General features: G+C 71.2%; 19 protein-coding genes. 12 read left to right on the plus strand and 7 right to left on the minus strand.

Annotated features, from left to right (window positions below; translation table 11 throughout):
- Positions 1–5: 5 nt before the first annotated feature.
- On the plus strand, positions 6–1,259 hold the full coding sequence (locus QC385_RS13600) for an alginate lyase family protein (RefSeq protein WP_279541554.1): 1,254 nt from the start codon (positions 6–8) through the stop codon (positions 1,257–1,259).
- A 92-nt stretch (positions 1,260–1,351) separates the two neighbouring features.
- The gene (locus QC385_RS13605; protein ID WP_279541555.1) at positions 1,352–2,896 is read left to right on the plus strand and encodes a carboxylesterase/lipase family protein; all 1,545 of its coding nucleotides are present in this window, start codon (positions 1,352–1,354) and stop codon (positions 2,894–2,896) included.
- Positions 2,897–2,920: 24 nt separating this feature from the next.
- Here the strand turns inward: QC385_RS13605 and QC385_RS13610 are convergent, their stop codons facing one another.
- A complete protein-coding gene (locus QC385_RS13610) occupies positions 2,921–3,586 on the minus strand; it encodes an RNA-guided endonuclease InsQ/TnpB family protein (RefSeq protein ID WP_336621285.1) in 666 nt (221 codons plus the stop codon).
- Complete coding sequence (locus tag QC385_RS13615; protein ID WP_279541556.1) at positions 3,553–4,011, minus strand: hypothetical protein; 459 nt, start codon at positions 4,009–4,011, stop codon at positions 3,553–3,555. The genes QC385_RS13610 and QC385_RS13615 overlap by 34 nt, the downstream gene beginning before the upstream one ends.
- A gap of 122 nt (positions 4,012–4,133) precedes the next feature.
- On the opposite strand from QC385_RS13615, the gene QC385_RS13620 reads away from it, so the two are divergent.
- Positions 4,134–4,400, plus strand: coding sequence for a GyrI-like domain-containing protein (locus QC385_RS13620; protein ID WP_279541557.1), 267 nt, complete (start codon positions 4,134–4,136; stop codon positions 4,398–4,400).
- A gap of 5 nt (positions 4,401–4,405) precedes the next feature.
- Here the strand turns inward: QC385_RS13620 and QC385_RS13625 are convergent, their stop codons facing one another.
- Positions 4,406–5,464: a LacI family DNA-binding transcriptional regulator gene (locus QC385_RS13625; RefSeq protein WP_279541558.1), complete on the minus strand. Its 1,059-nt coding sequence runs from the start codon at positions 5,462–5,464 to the stop codon at positions 4,406–4,408.
- 243 nt (positions 5,465–5,707) lie between these two features.
- On the opposite strand from QC385_RS13625, the gene QC385_RS13630 reads away from it, so the two are divergent.
- The 3 genes from QC385_RS13630 (at position 5,708) to QC385_RS13640 (ending at position 7,803) form a co-directional block, all read left to right on the plus strand.
- Positions 5,708–6,388, plus strand: a complete 681-nt coding sequence (locus tag QC385_RS13630) for a class I SAM-dependent methyltransferase (protein WP_279541559.1) — start codon at positions 5,708–5,710, stop codon at positions 6,386–6,388.
- A 66-nt stretch (positions 6,389–6,454) separates the two neighbouring features.
- Positions 6,455–7,045, plus strand: coding sequence for a TetR/AcrR family transcriptional regulator (locus tag QC385_RS13635; protein WP_279541560.1), 591 nt, complete (start codon positions 6,455–6,457; stop codon positions 7,043–7,045).
- Positions 7,045–7,803 (plus strand): GAP family protein, encoded by a 759-nt coding sequence (locus tag QC385_RS13640; protein ID WP_279541561.1) that lies wholly within the window; start codon positions 7,045–7,047, stop codon positions 7,801–7,803. Before QC385_RS13635 ends, QC385_RS13640 begins: the two co-directional genes overlap by 1 nt.
- Positions 7,804–7,810: 7 nt before the next feature.
- On the opposite strand, the gene mmuM is transcribed toward QC385_RS13640, so the two are convergent.
- Positions 7,811–8,716 carry a homocysteine S-methyltransferase gene (mmuM, locus tag QC385_RS13645; protein ID WP_279541562.1) on the minus strand — a complete coding sequence of 302 codons (906 nt, stop codon included), beginning with the start codon at positions 8,714–8,716 and terminating at the stop codon, positions 7,811–7,813.
- Between the two features lie 130 nt (positions 8,717–8,846).
- On the opposite strand from mmuM, the gene QC385_RS13650 reads away from it, so the two are divergent.
- From QC385_RS13650 to QC385_RS13665, 4 genes are all read left to right on the plus strand, one after another.
- Positions 8,847–10,214, plus strand: a complete 1,368-nt coding sequence (locus QC385_RS13650) for an amino acid permease (RefSeq protein WP_279541563.1) — start codon at positions 8,847–8,849, stop codon at positions 10,212–10,214.
- Positions 10,215–10,536: 322 nt separating this feature from the next.
- Complete coding sequence (locus QC385_RS13655) at positions 10,537–11,655, plus strand: aminoglycoside phosphotransferase (protein ID WP_279541564.1); 1,119 nt, start codon at positions 10,537–10,539, stop codon at positions 11,653–11,655.
- Between the two features lie 40 nt (positions 11,656–11,695).
- On the plus strand, positions 11,696–12,547 hold the full coding sequence (locus QC385_RS13660; RefSeq protein ID WP_279541565.1) for an MOSC domain-containing protein: 852 nt from the start codon (positions 11,696–11,698) through the stop codon (positions 12,545–12,547).
- Between the two features lie 164 nt (positions 12,548–12,711).
- Positions 12,712–12,972 carry a hypothetical protein gene (locus QC385_RS13665; RefSeq protein ID WP_279541566.1) on the plus strand — a complete coding sequence of 87 codons (261 nt, stop codon included), beginning with the start codon at positions 12,712–12,714 and terminating at the stop codon, positions 12,970–12,972.
- 86 nt (positions 12,973–13,058) lie between these two features.
- Here QC385_RS13665 and QC385_RS13670 read toward each other — a convergent pair whose 3' ends face one another.
- Positions 13,059–15,173 (minus strand): autotransporter, encoded by a 2,115-nt coding sequence (locus tag QC385_RS13670; protein WP_279541567.1) that lies wholly within the window; start codon positions 15,171–15,173, stop codon positions 13,059–13,061.
- Positions 15,174–15,236: 63 nt separating this feature from the next.
- The gene (locus QC385_RS13675; RefSeq protein WP_279541568.1) at positions 15,237–16,202 is read right to left on the minus strand and encodes an expansin EXLX1 family cellulose-binding protein; all 966 of its coding nucleotides are present in this window, start codon (positions 16,200–16,202) and stop codon (positions 15,237–15,239) included.
- Positions 16,203–16,460: 258 nt separating this feature from the next.
- Here QC385_RS13675 and QC385_RS13680 point away from each other — a divergent pair, with 258 nt between their 5' ends.
- Together QC385_RS13680 and QC385_RS13685 are read left to right on the plus strand one after the other, a co-directional pair.
- Positions 16,461–17,558: a glycoside hydrolase family 43 protein gene (locus QC385_RS13680; protein ID WP_279541569.1), complete on the plus strand. Its 1,098-nt coding sequence runs from the start codon at positions 16,461–16,463 to the stop codon at positions 17,556–17,558.
- Between the two features lies 1 nt (position 17,559).
- The gene (locus tag QC385_RS13685) at positions 17,560–18,972 is read left to right on the plus strand and encodes an RICIN domain-containing protein (protein WP_279541570.1); all 1,413 of its coding nucleotides are present in this window, start codon (positions 17,560–17,562) and stop codon (positions 18,970–18,972) included.
- Between the two features lie 17 nt (positions 18,973–18,989).
- On the opposite strand, the gene QC385_RS13690 is transcribed toward QC385_RS13685, so the two are convergent.
- On the minus strand, positions 18,990–20,651 hold the full coding sequence (locus tag QC385_RS13690) for a rhamnogalacturonan lyase B N-terminal domain-containing protein (protein ID WP_279541571.1): 1,662 nt from the start codon (positions 20,649–20,651) through the stop codon (positions 18,990–18,992).
- Positions 20,652–20,750: the final 99 nt, after the last annotated feature.

Below are 20,750 nucleotides of genomic sequence, written 5' to 3' on the forward strand. Positions count from 1 at the left end.
CCCACATGAGCCGCACGTCCCCCCACACGCACGACGAGGGCGGCCAGGTGAGCCGCCGCGGTCTGCTCAAGACCGCCGGCGGCCTCACCGCGGCCCTCGCCCTCGGCGCCACCGCCACCGCCACCGCCACCACGGCGGACGCGGCCTCGGCGACCTTCACCCACCCCGGCATGCTGCACAACGCCGGCGACATCAACCGCGCCAAGGTCAGGGTCGCCGCGGGCGACGACCCCTGGGCCTCCGGCTGGCGCAGACTGACCGCCAACTCCCACTCGGCGTCCACCTGGACGCCCCGCCCCACCGCCACGATCATCCGCGGCGGCGACGGCCAGAACTACCCCCAGCTCTACAACGACATCCACGCCGCCTACCAGAACGCGCTGCGCTGGCACGTCGGCGGCACCGCCGCGAACGCCGACTGCGCCGTGCGCACCCTCAACGCCTGGTCGTCCACACTCACCAGCATCACCGGAAACGCCGACCGGTTCCTGGCCGCCGGCCTCTACGGCTGGCAGTTCGCGAACGTCGCCGAACTCATGCGCGGATACGCCGGGTTCGACCTCAACCGGTTCAAGACGATGATGCTCAACGTCTTCTACCCGCTCAACAACCAGTTCCTCACCGGCCACAACGACGCCTGCATCACCAACTACTGGGCCAACTGGGACCTGTGCAACATGGCCTCGATCATGGCCATCGGGATCCTGTGCGACGACGGCGCCAAGTACGACCAGGCCGTGAACTACTTCAAGAACGGCGGTGGCAACGGCCAGATCCGGCGCGCGGTGCCGTTCCTCTACCCGGGCGTCGAGGGCTACGACCTCGGCCAGTGGCAGGAGTCCGGCCGCGACCAAGGCCACACCGTCATGGGCATGGGCCAGATGGGCGCCCTCTGCGAGATGGCCTGGAACCAGGGCGAAGACCTGTACTCCTACGACGGCCGCCGCTTCATGAAGGCCGCCCAGTACGTCGCCAAGTACAACCTGAACATGAACGTGCCCTACACCACCTACACCTGGGGCAGCGGTCAGAACTGCGCCCAGCAGTCACAGACCGTGATCGGCTCCGGATCCCGCGGCCAGGTCCGCCCGGTGTGGGCGATGCTCCACTACCACTACGGCCGGCGCCTGCTCCTCGACGACAAGTACATCGCCCAGATGTGCTTCTCCGTCGCCCCCGAGGGCGGGGGAGGTGACTACGGCACCACCAGCGGCGGCTTCGACCAGCTCGGGTTCGGCACGCTGATGTACGCCAAATAGCCGTCAAGCCGATTCGTGCACCGGAATACCGGTGGACCATGTGGTGCTCTGGTAGCACCGGTGCACGAGCGCGGCGAAGGGCTGGTGGGCAGATGACGGCAGACCAGACGGATCCCGTGGTCAGGAGCCCGTACGGGGCCGTACGCGGCAGATACGAGCGGGGAGTCGCGGTCTTCCGCGGCATCCCGTACGCGGCGCCCCCGTTCGGACCCCGCCGCTTCCGCCCGCCCGTGCCCCTCCCGCCCTGGGACGGCGTCCACGACGCCGGCGCCTTCGGCCCCACCCCGCCGAAACCCCCGTACTCCGAGGCCTTCGCGCACTACCTGTCCGACCCGGTCGTGCCGGGCGACGACTGCCTCAACCTCAACATCTGGACCCCGCAGCCGGACCCCGGAGCCCGGCTCCCCGTCCTCGTCTGGCTGCACGGCGGCGCCTTGACCAGGGGCTCGTCCGCGGTCCCCGTCTACGACGGCCATGCCTTCGCCCGCGACGGCGTGGTGTGCGTCTCGATCAACTACCGACTGGGCGTGGAGGGCTACGGCCTGTTCCCGGACACGCCCCCGAACCCGGGCCTGCGCGACCAGATCGCCGCCCTGACCTGGGTGCACGAGGCCATCGAGGCCTTCGGCGGCGACCCCGGCCGCATCACCCTCTGCGGCCAGTCCGCCGGGGCGATCAGCGCCGGCGCCCTCATCGCCGCCCCGCAGACACAGGGGCTGGTCCGGCGGGCGGTCCTCCAGAGCGGGCCGCCCGAGGCGTCCGAGCGGGCCAAGGTACGGCGGATGGTGCGCCGTATGGCCACCCGGCTGAAGATCCCCGCCACCGCCGAGGCCTTCGCCGCCGTCGACCGCGAACTGCTCCTGCACACCCAGGCCGAGGTGGGCAAGCTCAGCAGTCCGGTGGTCGGCGGCCCCGCCTTCGGCCTCGTCATCGACGGCGACACCGTCCCGCGCGACCCCCTGGAGGCCCTCACCGAGGGCGGCGCCGCCCCCGGCGTCGAGCTGATGATGGGCTGGACCCGCGACGAGTACCGGCTGTGGCTGGTCCCGGGCGGCCTCCTGGACCGCGTCGACCGCCTCGGAGCCGTCGCCTTCGCGGGAGCCATGGCCCGCTGTCACTGCGGCAGCGAGGTCCCGCGCGGCTACCGCGCCCTGCACCCCGAGGCGCGCACGGCGGACATCGTCGGCCAGATGGTCACCGACCATCTCCTCCGCGTCCCTCTGCACCACCTGGCCGACGCCCGTACGGAACCCTCGTACGTCTACGAGTTCGCCTGGCCCTCGAACCTCCCCGACCTGGGCTCCTGCCACGCGCTGGAGCTCGGCTTCGTCTTCGACACGGGGGAGGTCCCGGAGTCCCGCAAACTGGCCGGGGAAGGCGCCCCGCAGGAACTGGCCGACGCGATGCACGGCGCCTGGGTGCGCTTCGCCAGGGACGGCGACCCGGGCTGGCAACGCTGGGACGCGGCCCACCCGGTGCGGGTCTTCGGAGACCGCGCACCGGACGCCGAGAACGGCGTGGCCTACACGGCGTGCGGGCCCCGGGACCGCGAACTCGCCCTTTGGGCGACCGACGCCGCCGCCGTCACTCTTGAGGAGCCAGTGCCGACAGGAAGGCGGTCCAGGTGGCGGGGGTGATGGTAAGTTGACATCCTCCCCCTCCTAAAAGAGGGGGATTCCAACCCAGTTGGGTTGAGGTTCACGGGCGCTCGAACGGCTGGTGGCCGCTGTCGCCCCTCCGGCACCGGCTGAGCACCGGGGGCGGGGGATCCCGCCCTGTCCTGCCGCGACGTTGGTTGCTGCGTTGTTGTCCGCGTTGCAGGTGAAGCCGCAGGATACGCACTCGAAGTCAGCTTGGCTCTTGCGTGACTTCTTCTCGATCCATCCGCAGGCGCTGCACCGCAGGCTGGTGTAGGGGGCGGGAACGTCTTCGACCCGGCCGGGGGCTTTGTGCTCGGTGCGCTGCCGGAGCAGGCCCCAGCCCTGGGCGAGGATCGACCGGTTCAGGCCGGACTTCTGCGCCACGTTCGTGCCGGGCTGCTCCACGGTTCCCTTCGCGGAGCGGGTCATGTTCTGGATGTTCAGCTTCTCGAACCGGACAAGGCCATAAGAGCGAGCGAGCATGGTGCTGGTCTTCTCGCACCAGTCCTTGCGCCGGTTCGCCTCCCGCGCCCTGAGCCTGGCGGCCTTCGCGTACTCGGCCGCCTTCTGGGGGCTGTCCTTCCTCGCTCTGGCCGCCCGCCGCTCATGCTTTCGGACCTGGGCGCGTTCCTTGACGGTGAGCTGTGGGCAGTTCAGCTTCCGGCCGTCCGAGAGGGCAGCGGTGATCGTGACACCCGGTCGATGCCGATCACCTCGCCCGTGCCGGGCGCCGGGGTCGGCTCAGGGACGACTGCGAACGCGATGTGCCACTGCCCGTTGCGGAAGGTGACCCGGAACGTCTTCGCCTCGGGCAGCTTCGCACCCTTGCCCTTGGCGCTGAGACGGAACCGGACCCAGCCGCAGCCGGGCACTTTGACCTGAGCCCACCGCCGGTTGAGCCTGTGCACGACGACCGACCGGCCCATGACCTGCTTGCCGGTCTTCGCGTTCAGCTTCGGCGACCCGTCAGCGTTGTACTCCGGCACGCGGCCGGCGCCGATGACCCTAAAGCCCTCGTGCCGGTACTTCCTGTGCCAGGTCGGCTCACCGAACCCGGACGTGAACCTGGCGTTCTTGGCCTTGGCGAAGTCCTTCAGTGCCTGCTGCTGCACGTCCGCGTTCCCCGAGCCCAGCCACTCGTTTGCCTGCCGGGCCTCGGTCAGCTGACGGCACTGCTCCGCGAAACCGGGCGCACTCTTACGCCACCGCCGCCAGTGCGCATGCTGCTCAACCGGTGACGGTGCACGCGGCCATCCCTGTCGACGCCGTACCAGATCCTTCGCAGGACTTCGCGGTGGTCGACCTGCCGGCGGCGGAGGTCGCGACGCTGGTACATGACGGCCCGATGGAGCAGGTCATCCCCAGCGTGCAGGCGCTCGCCCGCTGGATCGACGCCCATGGCTACACGTCGGTCGGCCCCGCCCGCGAGGTGACGCTCTCCTGCCCCAACTGCGGTGATCACTCGGTGACCGAGCTGCAGGAGCCGGTCGCTCGCCCCTGAGATCACTAGCGGGCCGGGGGCGGCCCCACCGAGTCCCGCACCACCACGTGCGTGCCCAGCAGCAGGTGTTCGTCCGGAGCACCCGGCGTGTGTTCGAGGGCCGTGCGGACGGCGAGGCGGCCGAGTTCCTCGTAGGGGACGTGGACCGTCGTCAGGGCGGGGTGCAGGTCGCGGGCGAAGGGGATGTCGTCGTAGCCGGCGAGGGAGACGTCGCCGGGGACGGTCAGGCCCGCCTCGTGCAGGGCGGTGAGGGCGCCCGCCGCGACCATGTCGGTGGCGGCCACGACGGCCGTGAAGTCGAGGCCGTCCTTGAGGGCTTGCTGCATCAAGCGATGGCCCGCGTCCCGGGTGAAGTCGCCGTGCAGGAGGAGGGCCGGGTCGGGGGTCAGGCCCCGGGCCCGGTGGGCGGCGAGATAGCCGCGTTCGCGGCCCAGGGCCGTGGTGTGGTCCGTCCGGCCGCCGAGGAACAGCACCCGGCGGTGGCCCTGGGCGAGGACGTGGGCGACCAGGGTGTAGGCGCCGCCCTCGTTGTCGTACTCGATGACGGCCACCGGGGCGCCGGGGTCCAGCGGCGGCCTGCCGCACAGGACCAGGCGGGAACCGGCCGAGGCGAGGGAGTCGGCCATGCGGTGGGTGCGTTCGCGGTACTCAGGGGTGTCGGCGGTGCCTCCGACCAGGATCACGGCGGCGGCGCGCTGGGCGCGCATCATCTCGACGAACTCCAGCTCGTGCCGGACGTCGCCCTCCGTGCTGCACACCAGGCAGAGGTGGCCGAGGCGGGTCGCCTCGCGCTCGACGCCGTGTGCCATGTGCGCGAACGACGGGCCCGTGATGTCCTCCAGCACGAACGCGAGCGTGGGCGTGCCGACGCCCGCGACCGCCTTCGCCCGCGCGTCCGCCACGTAGTCCAGCTCACGGACCGCCCGCATCACACGCCCGCGCGTCGCCGCGCTCACCGGGTACACGCCGCCGAGCACCCGGGACACCGTCGACGCCGAGACCCCCGCGCGGGCCGCCACGTCCCGGATGGTGCTGCGGCTCGCGTCCCCGCTCTTCCTCGTCATGACTGCCTCGTCTCTCCGGGCGCCGGTCCGCACCCACCCCTCGGGAACTGCGGCAACGCCATGGCAACCGGTTCCCTGGACGGAGGCTAGCAGTGGGGAGGGGAGGGGGAGGAGTGGTGTGCGCGGACCGGTGTCGGAGTCGGGTGCCGAGCCGTTCCTGGAAGTGGGCCGTGGGCGGGGGCCGGTTTGCCGGACCGGCAACAGGAGTGGCGGACCCGGATCCGGCGGGGCGACGGTGGGCACATGACCGACGACATCGCAGCGGGATCGCCCGCGTCCCAAAGCCCCTCGTCCGCCGACGGATACGTGGGAGACCCCGCGGTGCGGGCGGAGTGGGACAACCGGTACGCCGACCGACAACAGTTGTGGAGCGGCCGGCCCAACGGTGCGCTCGTGGCAGAGGTCGCCGGGCTCACACCCGGGCGGGTACTCGACGTCGGCTGCGGCGAGGGCGCGGATGCCGTCTGGCTCGCGCGCCGCGGCTGGGACGTGACCGCGCTCGAGGTCTCGGGCGTGGCCCTGGAGCGGGCGGCCGGGCACGCGCGGGACGCCGGCGTCGCCGTTCACTGGGTACACGCCGCACTCACCGAGGCGGCGCTCCCGCCGGCCTCCTTCGACCTGGTCTCCGCGCAGTACCCGGCCTTGCTGCGCACCCCCGACGCCGCGGCCGAGCGAGCGCTGCTCGCGGCCGTCGCGCCCGGCGGCGTGCTGCTGGTCGTACACCACGCGGGGGTGGACACCCGGCAGCCGGACGAGAGCGGCTTTGATCCGGCTGACTACGTCTGGCCCTCGATGGTCGTCGACGCACTCGACGACGACTGGGAGGTAGAGGTGAACGAACAACGGCCACGCGTGGCACCCGACGGTGGGGCCGGCGCGCACCACACCGACGACCTGGTGCTGCGGGTGCGCCGACTGCGCTGAGAGGCCCCTCGGCGTTTGGGTCCGGTAGTCGCGGCGGGACAAATAATAGTGCGGTATTATTTTTCTATGCCTCAACATGCCGACGCTGACACGAGACGCGGCCAGGTCGCCTCCGCGCTGATGAGCGTGGTCGCCGAACAGGGACTGGCGCGGACCACGCTCGCTGACGTGGCTCGGACGGCGGGCGTGTCCGTGGGACTCGTCCAGCGCTATTTCCGCTCGAAGGACGAGCTCCTGAGGTTCGGCATCGAGTATGTCTACCGGCGCGCCGAGGAGCGCATCGCCGCCATCCCGGTCGAGCCGCCGGTCCGTGAGTTCGTCGTGCGGCTGATGGAGACGTTCCTGCCGCTGACGGCCGAGCGGCGCGCCGAACTCCGGGTCTGGCTCAGCTTCGTCCAGGCGTCGCTGACCGACGCCGACATGGCTGCGACCCACCGCGACGCTACCGTGCGGCTCCTGCGGGGCGTCGAGGAGGCGCTGCGGGGCGCGCAACGGGCCGGCGAACTCGCCGCCGACGTCGACACCGAGGCCGAGGCGGCGGCACTGGTCGCCTTCGTGGACGGGCTGTGCCTGCACCACGCGGCGACCGGAGACGGGTTCGGCGCGTCCCGCATCAGCGCCGCGCTGGACGCCTACATCGAGCGGCTGTTCGGCTGATGAGCGCGACGCTGGCGCTGGCGCTGGCCGGGCTGGGGCTGCTGGACAGCACCAGCTTCGGCACCCTGCTGATCCCGATCTGGCTGTTGCTCACCCCGGGGCGGGTACGCGCCGGCCGGATCGCCGTCTACCTGGCTACGGTCGCGACGTTCTACCTCTGCGTCGGCGTTCTCCTGGTGGTCGGGGCCGATGCGGTGCTGGAGGCCGTCCGGGCGGCCTTCGCCGACGTCGCCCCGACGCACCTGCGGATCGGGCAGCTCGTCCTCGGTCTGATCGTCATCGCCTTGAGCTACCGGCTGGAGGCCCGCGCCCGCAGCCGGGCAGGCAAACCGGGCCGGCTTCAACGCTGGCGGACGGCGGCGATGTCGGGTGCCGTGCCGGACAGTGAAGGTCCGGACGGCCGGGACGTGCGGGGCGGAGGCGTGCGCGGCCTGATGAGCCTCGCGTTGGTGGCCACGGCGCTGGAGATCGTCACGATGGTGCCCTACCTGGCGGCCGTGGGCTTACTCGCGAACGCCGATCTGACCTGGCAGGCCATCGGCGGGGCGCTGGCCGGCTACTGCATCGTGATGATCCTCCCGGCGGTACTCCTCGGTACCGTCCGGATCGCCGCGCACGACCGGGCTGAGCCAGTGCTCCAGCGGATCAACGACTGGTTCACCCGCAACAGCGCCAAGGCGCTCGGCTGGACCGTCGGCGGGATCGGCATCGGAATGGTCCTCAACGCCGTGATCGCCCTTCTCGCCGAACCCGCCTGAACCCGCGTCAGCCGCTGAACCCGGCGATGTCCGAGATCGCCTCCGGGCCCACCCGGCAGCAGCCGCCGATCAGGCGGGCGCCGGACTGCTGCCAGCCCTTCACCTGGTCGGCGGTGAAGGTGGAGCGGCCGGTCCAGGCGCGGGCGTCGGCGTCCCAGGTCTCGCCGCTGTTGGGGTAGACGACGACCGGCTTGCCGGTGACCCGGGCCGCGATCGCGGCGGCGGTGTCCGCGTCCTCGGGCGCGCAGCAGTTCACGCCGACCGCGATCACCTCGTCCGCGTCGGCGGCCAGGGCGAAGGCCTCCTCCAGCGGCTGCCCGGCGCGCGTGCGGCCGCCGGCGACGGAGTACGTCAGCCAGGCCGGCACCCCGAGCCCGCGCACCGCGCGCAGCAGGGCGGTGGCCTCGTCGGCGTCGGGGACCGTCTCCAGGGCGAGGACGTCGGGGCGGGCCGCGGCCAGCGCCTCCAGGCGGGGGCGGTGGAAGCGCTCCAGTTCGTCGACCGTGAGGCCGTAGCGTCCCCGGTACTCGGAACCGTCCGCGAGCATCGCCCCGTACGGGCCGGCCGAGGCCGCCACCCACAGGGGGCGGGAGACGTGCGCGAGCCGTGCCGCGTCCCGGGCCAACTCGACGCTGAGGGCCATGAGTCCGGCCGCCCGGTCGTGGTCGATCCCGCGCTTGGCGAAGCCCTCGAACGTGGCCTGGTAGCTGGCCGTGATCGCCACGTCCGCGCCCGCCCGGAAGTAGGCGAGGTGCGCCTCGGTGATCGCCTCCGGCTGCTGCGCGAGCAGCCGCGCCGACCACAGCTCGTCGCTCAGGTCGTGCCCGGCCGACTCGAGCTGGTTGGACATGCCGCCGTCGAGGACGACCGTCCCGGCGGCGAGGGCTTCGGCGAGGGTGAGGGTGCTGGTCATGGGAACGACCGTAGTCGAGACATGGCGGCGGACCCCAGCCGAATGTGTCCAGTACATGAACAGGTCGCCCAACATGTGGGACGAGGGGTTACGATCACGGCCTCCCCCTCTCCGCTCGTCAGGAACCCCCATGACCGTCCCCAGCCCCGCCGAGGCCGCCGAACCGGTCGAGCCGGCCCCGGCGCCCGCTCCCCGCCGCACCTTCGGCCTCGCCGCCGCCACGGCCCTCGTCATGGGCAACATCATCGGCGGCGGCATCTTCGCCCTGCCCGCCACCGTCGCCCCCTACGGCACGATCAGCCTGCTCGCCTTCGTCGTGCTCTCGGTCGGCGCGGTCGCCCTCGCCCTGCTCTTCGGCAGGCTGGCGCGGCGCAGCCCGGTCACGGGCGGGCTGTACATCTACCCGCGGGACGCCTTCGGCGAGTTCGCCGGGTTCCTGTCGGCCTGGTCGTACTGGACGATGTGCTGGGTCAGCATCGCCGCCCTGGCCGTCGCGGTCGTCGGCTACGTCGACGTCCTGATACCCCTGCACGGCAACCACGCCCTCCAGGCGGCCGTCGCCATGGCCGCTCTCTGGCTGCCCGCCGCGGCGAACTTCGCGGGCACGCGGTGGGTGGGCACCGTGCAGGTCGTCTCCACGGTCCTGAAGTTCGTACCCCTGCTCCTGCTGGCGACCATCGGCCTGTTCTTCGTCGACACGGACAACTTCGGCCCGTTCAACGCCTCCGGCCAGAGCGTCTCCGGCGCACTGGCCGCCTCCGCCGCGCTGCTGCTGTACAGCTTCCTCGGGGTGGAGTCGGCCGCGGTCAGCGCGGGCGAGGTCCGCGACCCCGGGCGCACGGTCGCCCGGGCGAGCGTCCTCGGCACGCTGGCCTCGGCCCTGGTCTACATCCTCGGCACGGTCGCCGTCTTCGGCCTCGTCCCGCACAGCGAACTCGTGGACTCTGGCGCCCCGTTCGCCGACGCGGTGAACGCCCTCACCGGCAGTTCCTGGGGCGGCACCGCGATCGCCCTGGTCGCCGTCGTCTCGATCACCGGCTGCCTCAACGGCTGGATCCTCATGGCCGCGCAGATGCCGTACGCCGCCGCCCGCGACGGTCTCTTCCCCGCGCCCTTCGCCCGGGTCGGCAAGGGCGGCGTCCCCGGCTTCGGCGTCTGGGCCTGCGCGGTCCTCGGCACGCTCCTCATCGCCCTCAACTACACGGCGGGCCCGGACACCACCTTCCGCGTCCTCGTCCTGATCACCACGTTCACCGGCTGCGTGCCGTACCTGCTGTCGGCCGCCGCCCAGCTGTACTGGCTGGCCCGCGGCACCCGCGAACGCGTCCGCCCCGCGGGCCTGGTCCGAGACCTGATCGTCGCCGCCCTCTCCTTCGGCTTCTCGTTCTGGCTGATCGCGGGCGCCGGATACGCCGCCGTCTACCAGGGCGTGCTGTTCCTGTTCGCCGGGATCCCGGTGTACGTGTGGCTCCGGGGGCGGCGGGAGGCGTCCGCCTAGGGTCTGTCGTTTGGATCAGGCCGCAGGAAATCGACGGTGCTGTTCAGCGCCGGTGAGCGGGGTCTGGTGCGTGCAGCTGCAAGGCGGAGGAGGGCGTCGACGCGATGGGGGCACCACCCGCGCGAGCGAAGCCGAGCGTGGGGGAGTCGGCAACCGACGACAACGCGGCAGATGCGCGTGCCAGACCCCGCGTCTGCGGTGTGATCCAAACGACAGGCCCTAGTCCCACAGCAGGAACGAGCTGTCGTCCGACTCGCCGAGCGGAGCGGGCTCCATGTGTCCTCCTGCCGGTCCGGGACGGACCTCGCCGTAAGCTTGCGGGATGCCTGAAGTCGCTGTGGCGGAAGCCGAGTTTCGCGAGATCTTCGATTCCGCAGCCCCCGGAGGGACGACCCTCGTACCTCTCACGCACAACCCGTTGAACGGCGTCACCGCGGGCGTGTGGCGCGTCACGGGCGGCGGCCGGTCGGCCGTCCTGAAGGTGCTGACGCGGACGAAGGAGACCAGCGCCACGTGGGCCGCCTCCAACGACCCCCGGCACTGGAACTTCTGGCGCCGGGAGGCGTACGTCTACCAGTCGGGGCTCGCCCAGGCCTGGCAGCGGCACGGCATCCGCGCGCCCCGGCTGCTGGCCTGCGTCGAACGCGCCGACGGTGACGTGGCGTTGTGGCTGGAGGACGTGCCGGGCGAACCGGCGACGGCCTGGCCGCTCTCCCGGCACGTCGAGCACGCGCACCGGCTGGGGGCCGCGCAGGGCGCGGTGGGTGCGGGGGAGGACCGGCCGTGGCTGTCGCAGCGCTTCCTGCGCGACTACACAGCATGCAAGACGACGGGCCAGGAGCTGCTCGACGACGACGAGGCATGGCGACACCCCTTGGTCCGGGAGCACTTCCCGGCGGGCCTGCGCGAGGACATGGTCCGCCTCCACCACGACCGCGAGTGGTTCCTCACGGTCATGGAGTCCCTGCCGCGGGCCTTCTGCCATCTCGACCAGTGGCCGGCCAACGTCCGCTCCGACGGCCGCGACAGTGTCCTGTTCGACTGGGCGTTCGCCGGGGACGGCGCGCTCGGCGAGGACCTCGGCAACTACCTCCCCGACTCCGTCTTCGACCTGTTCGTCCCGGCCGCCGACCTCCCCGGTCTGGCGAAGGCGGCGTACGACGCGTACGTGCAGGGCCTGCGCGAGAGCGGCTGGCGCGGCGACGAACGGCTCGTACGGCTCGGAGTGTGCGCCTCCGCCGTGAAGTACGACTGGCTCACCGCGCTGATGCTCGCCCGGGCGGACGACGAGCAGCCGACCTACGGCGGCCAGGGTGCCGTCCACGCCGGACTCCGCTACCGCGAACGCGGCCTGACCCTCGCCTTCCTCGCCGACTGGGCGGCCGAGGCCCGGCTGCTGGCTCCCCAGCTCGGTTTCCCGGAGGCGCCGAGCGGCCGCTGACGCGGACGCGCGAGGCTCACCGCCGGGAGAAGGGAAGAGCATGGCCCGCGTCGTCGAGTTGTCGTACTACCCGGTCAAGGGCTGCGCCGGGACCTCGGCGACCCAGGCGCCCCTGACACCCGCCGGACTGGCGCACGACCGCAGCTTCATGGTCGTCAGCGACGAAGGCGTGTACCGGACCCAGCGCCGGGATCCCCGGCTGGCCGTCATCCGGCCGGCCATCACCGCCGACGGCGAGCGCCTCACGCTCACCGCGCCGCGGACCGAGGCCCTGCACCTGCACGTGGACACCACCGGCGCCCGGCGGAAGGTCGACCTGTTCGGAACGCCCTACCAGGGCATCGACCAGGGCGACACGGCAGCCGACTGGCTCTCGGAGGTGCTCCGCGCCCGGAGCCGGCTCGTGCGCGTACCGCCGGAACACGACCGGGTGACCGACGGCATGACGCCGGGCACCTCCGGCTACGCCGACAGCTGCGCCCTGCAGGTCGTCTCGCGCGCCACCCTCGAACTCCTCAACCGGAAACTGACCGAACACGGCACAGATTCGCTGCCCATGAACCGCTTCCGCCCCAACATCGTCATCGACGGCTGGGACGGACATGAACGCGACGGCTGGGCCGGACCGCACGCCGAGGACCGCGCCCGCCGCATCCGCATCGGCGACACCGAACTGGGCTACGCCAAGCTCGCCATCCGCTGCGCCGTCACCCTGGTCGAGCAGGAATCCGGGGCCAGGACGGGCCCGGAACCGCTGCGCACCCTCGCCGGCTACCGGCGGGCGTCCGAGGGCGGCGTCGCCTTCGGCGCGAAGTTCGCCGTGCTGCGGCCCGGCACGGTGTCCGTCGGCGACGAAGCGGTCGTCACGGCGTGGGGCGCGTCCGAGCTGTGAGCCGCAGCGAGCCGCCGCCCGTCGGCCAGCAGTTCACCAGGTCATAGCAGCATTCCAAGCCGCTCTGCTGCATCCGGGTGGATCCTCACGCCGGCCGCAACCGGCTTCCCCTCACGCGAAGTCCCCCTCCACAAGACAACCCAAGCGTTGAGAGGAGCCTGTCCATGGCCCACACCACCACCGCCACGCCTGGCCGGCCGTCCTGGGCACACGACGACTTCCTGCTGCCGCCGCCCAACCCCGCCCAGCGCGTCAACCTCACCCTCCCCGCGCGGGATGTGCACCGTCTGGAACTCCACGCGGCACTGACCACCGCCGGCGTCGCCCCCATGCCCGGCGACCGCGAGGCCATCGACCACCTCAGCACCCTGCCCGACCATGTCCACACGGCACTGCACCGCTGGCTCACCCACGCGACCCAATAAGCAGCCCCCACCAGGCAAGCGGTGACCGACACACACCTGATGAAGATCCTCACCGCCTGACGACCTGAACGGGAACCGGCCTGCCCTCACTGCCGCGCGCGGCCCGCGTGCCGGCCGCCGCGTCGCCGGCCCCGGCCCCGGCCGCGTCGCGCCGCCATCGGTACGGCGAGGCTGACGACGAGGGCCAGCCCGAGGGCGTACGGCCACCAGCCGAAGCCGACGTCCTCCGCCGCGCCGGCGCTCCGGGGCGCCACGGCGCCGGACGCGGACGCCTCGGGCGCGGTCGGGGAGGGACTCGGGGCGGTCTTCGCGGTCAGGGCGACGTCGTTCCCGTCTCCCGCCCGGTAGTCGATGCGGTAGGTGGTGTCGCCGAGCTTCAGGCGGGCGCCTTGCCGCAGCCCCTTGAACGTTCCCGAGATCCTGCCGTCGCCCTTGTGGTCGAGGACGGTGACCTCGCGAACCGGCCGGCCCCGGTCCCCGAGGGCCGAGACGTCGAGGTCCCCGGCCAGGCGTACCGTCCCCGTCACCTTCAGCGGCTTGCCGCGCAGGATCAGGGTGCCCTTGGAGCTCTGCGTGTAGGCGCCGTTCACGGTGAGGCCGGTCGTCACGGCACCGTCGTTCGTCACCGCTCCCGCGACCGTGCCCTTGCCGGTGAGCGTGGTCGCGACGCGCAGACCCGCCGGGCCCGTGTCCAGCCGCGCCCCGGCCGCCGTGAGCCGTATGGCCTTGCTGCGAGTGAGCGTGGCGCCCTTTCGCAGGGCCAGCGTGCCCTTGGAGACGGTGGTCGTCCCGGTGTACGTGACGGAGGGACCCGTCAGTGTCGTCGTGGCGACTCCCGACTGGGTGAGCGAGCCGCTGCCGCCGATGCGGGAGAGGGTGAGAGGCCGCTTGGTGTTGCGCAGGACGAGTGAGCCGTCGTTGACGACCCGGTAGCGGGCGCCTGCCGTGAACAGCCCGCCGTCCCCGCCGCGCTTCCCGCTGCCCAGGCGCAGCACCGCCCCCTTCTCCACCGTCGTCGAGCCGTCGTAGTACTGGACGGCCGCGAAGGTCACGTCGTTGCCGGGGGTTCCGGCGATGACGATGTCGCCGGCGCCGGGGGCCGCGAGGGTGTCGTGGAACACGCCGCCGCCGATGGGGGCGCCGAGCGTCACCGGGCCGTCGTAGTCGAAGGTGAGGCGGGAACGGGAGCGGGCGGCCAGGAGGTTGATGTAGACCGTCTCGGCGGTGCCCGGCATGAAGATCCGGTTCGTGGTGCCGTCGCCCCACTGGACGTTCGCGCCCTTGATGTTGGTGCCGCGCTTGTTGACGTTCTTGCGGGCGGGCGTCCAGTTGAGGGCCGGGTCGCTGAGCGACGGGTCCCTGTCGCCGCCCTGGTCCGACCAGCTGTACTGGCCGGTGAGGATCACCTTGCTGCCGGGCCGCGACTGGACGTTGATGTCGCTGCCGTACTCGCGCTGGTAGAAGTCCATGCCCATCGTGACGGTCCGGCCGAGCGGCGTGTCGACGGTCCAGGTGCCCTGGTTGAGGACCTTGCGGACGTTGGGGAGCGAGGTCGCGTACTCCGGGCGGCCCGCGTTCAGCTGGGTACCGTTGTCGATCACTCCGGAGAAGGAGTGGGTGCCCGACACGTCCCAGGTGCCCCACAGGAACCTCGGCTGGGTGATCAGCCCGGAGCCGCTGATGGTGCCCAGGTTGTACGCGCTCGTCAGCGACAGCCGCAGGGTGCCGTCGACCCGGATGTTGTCCTGGTTGAGGCGGAACGCCGGGGTGTCGTACGGGAAGCGGCCGATCAGTCCCGTCGTGCCGCCGTCGCCGTACTGGAGCGTGGCGCCGCGTTCCACCGTGACCGCCGGCGGGTCGGGGTCGGCGACGGTGACGTACGGGTGGTTCCCGCCCAGCGTCCGCACCCGCTGCCGCCGCTGGGACTCCGGGAGCGTGAAGTCGCTGTCCTTGGTGAGGACCAGGGTCCCGCTGCCGCGCACCGTGAGCGTGCCCTCGCCGCGGAACACGCCGTCGTATGTCGTCGTCCCGGGCGGCACGGTGACGACCGTGTCACCGCCGAGCGTCACGTCCCGGTCGGCCAGCACGTCGGCGGTGACGTCCCGGGGACCGGCGGCCACCGCCGGGGGAGCGGCGAGCAGGGAGGCGACCGCCGCGAGGACACCGGCGGCCGCTGCTGTGGTGTGGGTGAGACTGCGCACGGGAGAGGAGACGCGGCGGGTGGGCGGCCGATAACAGAAAATCACCGGTTGCCGTTCCACCGCTCAGTGCCGGGCGAACTGCACACGCGTCGGCTGTACGGCGTCCGGGCGGATCGTGATGCCGTCGACGGTGAGCTGTTCGCCGTAGATGTCGGTGAGCCTCAGGGCGCCGCCGCAGCCCGTGCCGTCGGGGGAGAGGAAGTAGTTGTACTCGGTACGGGTCAGCCGGCTCCATCCGCTGCCGGTCTTCACCTCCAGCCGGGCCAGCGGGTTGCGGTGGCCGAGTGCCTGGATGCCGCACCAGTGGCGGCTGGAGCCGGTCTTGTAGCGGATCGAGACGGTGTCGGAGGTGCTGGGGCTCAGCAGGCTCCAGGTGATCGGGATCCGGCCGGCGGAGAGGCCGGCGAGCTTGGCGAAGGCCTCTTTGCTGAGGTCGATCTGTCCGGGGGCGCAGGGCAGCGGGCATTCGTTGGTGATCCGGACCGTGACGGAGGCGCCGTTCGCCGCGCGGACGAGGATGTGCGCACCGCACGCCTTGGACGTCTCGTAGTCGGTGTGGTTCATCGCCGCGACCATGAGGTCGGGGCTCGGGCCGTACAGGCAGGCGCCGTTGCCGTCCGCGGCGTCGTAGTGGGTGGCGACCCCCTTGTAGGTGACCTGGGGCTGGATACGGCCCGCCAGCGATGCCGTGCCGGACGCCGGCCGCGGTGCGGGCCTCGGGGCGCCGGTGGGCGAGGGGCGCGCCGACGGGGCGGTCGCGGTCGGTGTCGGGGATGCCTTGGACGGCTTCGGCTTCGGCTTCGGCTTCTGCTTCGGGCTCGGTTTGGCCTTCTGTCCCGGTGTCGCGGCCGGGGCACTCGACTGGTTGCCGGCGGCGGGCCCGGCAGCGGCTCGCACGGCGTTCGGCTCGTCGTCGGGGCGGAGCGCCATCACCAGGGACAGCAGGACCCCCACCGCCGCCACGGCGACGGCGAGGACGAGGGCCGTGCGCCGCTCGCGGAGGGGGCGGCGGCGGGAATGGGATGCCACGGTTGCGTCCTTACGTGGTTCAAGGGGATGCACGCTTTCGACCCACCAGTCGCCGCCGGGGCCGGAAAGGTTGCCCCTCTTCCCGCACCCGGTTCTCTTCGTCCCGTCAGACCCGTTGACCTCCTCGTGGCGCACCCTTACCTTTTCGGCGTTCGTAATTACAAATGGCGTTCGAAATATCAGACGACGTATCAGGCGAGTATCAGACAGCGCATCAGACAACGCCGTGTGTCCCCAGTGAGAGGCAGGCCCCACCGCATGAGCCGCGACCGCGACCACGCTCTGCCCGAACCCCCCAGCCGCAGACTGCTGCTGAAGGGCGCCGCAGCCGCCGGTGCCCTGGCCGCCGTCCCCGCCGTCCCGGGTGTGGCCCAGGCCGCCGCCCCGGCCAGGCCCCCGAAGCCGGCTCCCTTCGTGAACCCGCTCGTCCGCAACCGGGCCGACCCGCACATCAACCGGCACAAGGACGGCTTCTACTACTTCACCGCCACCGCACCCGAGTACGACCGCATCATCCTGCGCCGCTCCCGCACCCTGAACGGCCTGGGCACGGCCGACGAGTCCGTGATCTGGCGCGCGCATCCCACGGGCGACATGGGCGCCCACATCTGGGCGCCGGAACTGCACCGCATCGGCGGCAAGTGGTACATCTACTTCGCCTCTGCGCCCGCCGAGGACGTGTGGGCGATCCGCATATGGGTGCTGGAGAACGCCCATCCCAACCCGTTCAAGGGCACCTGGGTGGAGAAGGGCCAGGTGAAGACGGCCTGGGAGACCTTCTCCCTGGACGCGACCACCTTCACCCACCGCGGCAAGCGCTACCTCGCCTGGGCGCAGCACGAGCCCGGACTGGACAACAACACCGGCATCTTCCTGTCCGAGATGGCGAACCCCTGGACCTTGAAGGGCCCGCAGGTGCGGCTCTCCACCCCCGAATACGACTGGGAGTGCATCGGCTTCAAGGTCAACGAGGGCCCGTACGTCATCAAGCGCAACGGCCGCCTCTTCATGACGTACTCGGCCAGCGCCACCGACTTCAACTACTGCATGGGCCTGCTGACCGCGGACGCCGACAGCCACCTGCTGGACCCCATCAGCTGGACCAAGTCGCCGACGCCGGTCTTCACCAGCAACGACACCACCAAGCAGTACGGCCCCGGCCACAACTGCTTCACCGTCGCCGAGGACGGCCGCACCGACGTGCTCGTCTACCACGCCCGCCAGTACAAGGAGATCAACGGCGACCCGCTGAACGACCCCAACCGCCACACCCGCATCCAGAAGCTCGGCTGGAAGCCGGACGGCACCCCGGACTTCGGCATCCCGGTCGCCGACACCGTGAAGACGGGTGGCTGAGATGAGACGTGCGTACGCGCTCCTCCTCGCCCTGTGCCTGGCGCTGGCCGGCGCCCTCGCCACCGCCGGCCCCGCCCAGGCCGCGCCCCAGACCATCACCAACGGCACCCAGTTCAAGGACACCTCCGGCAACCCGGTCCACGCGCACGGCGGCGGGGTCCTCAAGGTCGGCTCGTACTACTACTGGTTCGGCGAGCACCGCAACGCCGACAACACCTTCCGGTACGTCGACGCCTACCGCTCGACCGACCTGAAGAACTGGGAGTTCCGCAACCACGTCCTGACCGAGGCCAGCGACCCGGAGCTGGCGACCGCCAACATCGAGCGGCCGAAGGTCATGTACAACGCGTCCACCGGCAAGTTCGTGATGTGGATGCACAAGGAGAACGGCACGGATTACAGCGAGGCCCGCGCCGCTGTCGCCGTCTCCGACACCGTGGACGGCAACTACACCTGGAAGGGCAGCTTCCGCCCGCTCGGCCAGCACATGTCCCGTGACATCACGGTCTTCGTCGACACCGACGGCGCCGGGTACATGATCTCCGCCGCCCGCGAGAACTACGACCTCCAGATCTACCGCCTCACCACCGACTACACCGGCATCGCGAGCCTGGTCGCCAACCCCTGGCCCGGCGGCCACCGCGAGGCACCGGCGCTGTTCAAGCGCAACGGCGTGTACTTCATGCTGACCTCGGGCGCCACGGGCTGGAACCCCAACCAGCAGCAGTACGCCACGGCCACCAGCATCGGCGGGCCCTGGTCGGCCATGAAGAACATCGGCGACTCGACGACGTTCGGCTCGCAGACCGCCTACGTCCTTCCGGTACAGGGCGGTTCCGGCACCTCGTACCTCTACCTGGGCGACCGCTGGGGCAACTCCTTCGGTGGGACCGTCAACGACTCGCGGTACGTCTGGCTGCCGCTGACCTTCTCCAACTCCACCACGATGTCCATGTCCTGGTCGCCGGAGGTCACCGTCGACACGGCCGCCGGGACCGTCTCCGGCACGAGCGCCACGTACAACACCCTGATCGCCCGTCACTCTTCCAAGTGCGCGGACGTGACCAGCCAGTCGCTGTGGGCGGGCGCGCAGCTCAAGCAGTACGACTGCAACGGCGGCGCCAACCAGAAGTACTGGTTCAAGTCCGTCGGCGGCGGCTCCTACCAGCTGATGGTCAGGAACAGCTCGCTGTGCGTGCAGGAGAACGCGAGCACGGTGACGCAGGAGAACTGCAACGCCTCCGCGACGAGCCAGCAGTGGTCGCTGACCACCACCGGCTCGTACGTGAACGTCAAGTCCCGCGCGACCGGCGAGTGCCTGGACGTGAACGGCGCGTCCACCGCCAACGGCGCCGCGCTCATCACGTACACGTGCAACTCAGGCACCAACCAGCAGTGGACGCGCGGGACCTGACAACCGCGTGACAGCCGCTACGTCAGCAGGTCGATCGCGTCGATCGCCGTCCCCGCACTGAGGAAGCCGGTCGCCCCCGACCCGCTCACCACGTCGATCCTGAGCACGTTGTACTGGCTCGGGTCCGTCTTCCAGGCGGACGCCGGGACGCTGTACGAGAACGTGTGGTTGTTGCCGCGGTACGAACCGTTGGTCAGCGACCGGGTGTTCGGCTGGGTGGGCGGGGAGGGGACGGCGGACGTCCAGGCGTCGTTGACCGTCACCTGCGGGCGGCCGTTGGCGTACGCCGTCGTCACCCCGATCCGCAGGGTGTGCGCGGCGGCCGCCTGGGCCGCCGTCAGCCGGAAGTAGACCAGGATCCCGCTGTTGACGTCCTTCCAGAGGTAGCAGGGGAAGGCCGATGTCTCGCCGTTTCCGATGACGACGTTCCCGGTCCAGGACGCGGCCCGCGCGTCGGACGGATGCGCGTACGTCATCAGGTCCGCGTTCTTGAACCCGCCCGGCGTGCCGTTCCAGTCGCCGATCCGCCAGATCGCGCTCGCGTTGGACGGGTCGTTGGAAGACGGGATCGCGATCGTGTTGAGGGTGGTCGTGCCGCCCGCCGACACGCTCACCGACGTGGTGTACACCGCCAGTTCGCCCTTGAAGACGGTCAGAGTGTACGTGCCCGGCAGCACACCCGGGACGGAGAAGTAGCCGTCCGAGGAACGCGCCGAACCCCAGTACTGCGCCGCCGCGTTGGCCAGCCCGACCGTGTACGGGTACGCCGTGTTCCGCCCGGACATCCCGACGCCCGCGACCTTGCCCCGGCCGCTCGCCGGCACGTACCCGGGGATGCCGAGCGAGTCGGCCCACGGCGTGGTCAGCGTGCCCGGGAACAGCGCGGAGGAGGGCGCCCCGCCGTCCGTGAAGGCGATGACGTACGGGCCCTGGAGACCGAACCGCTGGTCCTCGGTCTGGTTCTGGCCGTAGTACAGGATCTCGTACAGGCCGCCGCCGTCCGCGCTCTGGTGGCGCAGCAGGGAGCGGTAGAACGGGCCGCCGGAGGCCTTCTCGTGGTTGCTGCGCACCATCCACAGACCGACGCCGCCCGCGGACCAGCCGATGTGGTCGTAGTCCATGACGCGCCGCTTGGAGTAGTGCTTGGAGCGCGTCTGCCCGTCGGACTTCCGGAACACGTCCGAGGCCTCGATGGCGGTGGGCGCGTACGTGTACGAGTCGGGCTCGTCGTTGAGGAAGGCGCCCTTCTTCACGCGCACGATGTACCGGGTGGCGGAGACGGAGGTGTCGGCCTTGTACGTCCACAGGTAGACGTTGTTCTCGCCGCTGCGGGCCGCGTAGTAGTGCCTGAGCGTGCCGTGCGTGACGGAGACGAGGATCGTCGAGCCGGACTGCCTGATGCTCACGGTGGACGCGCCGAGGCCGGACTCGATGTGCGAGTTCATGCCGCCGTAGCCCTGGTACTCCGTGCCCCGGTAGACCAGGGACGTCAGGTCGCCGGTGGACTTGCTCACCTTGAAGACCAGTTGGGCGCCGGTGTCGACGACGTAGGTGGAGCCGTCGTCGCGCCAGCCGAAGCCGGCTGCGTGCGCCCTGCCGGTGAGGGCCGCACCGGCGGCGGCGGTGGCGCCGAGGACGAAGGCGCGGCGGCGGACCGGTCTGTTCGCGAATCCGGGCATGGGGCCTCCTTCGGGAGGTGGTGGGGGGAGTGGGGGTGGTGGGAAGAGCGAGAGTGACAGTGGCAGTTGAATCGATTTCGCGAAAGGGCTTTCACCCGC

Origin of the sequence: Streptomyces sp. DH10 (genome assembly GCF_029813805.1) — a bacterium.
Classification (GTDB): domain Bacteria; phylum Actinomycetota; class Actinomycetes; order Streptomycetales; family Streptomycetaceae; genus Streptomyces; species Streptomyces coeruleofuscus.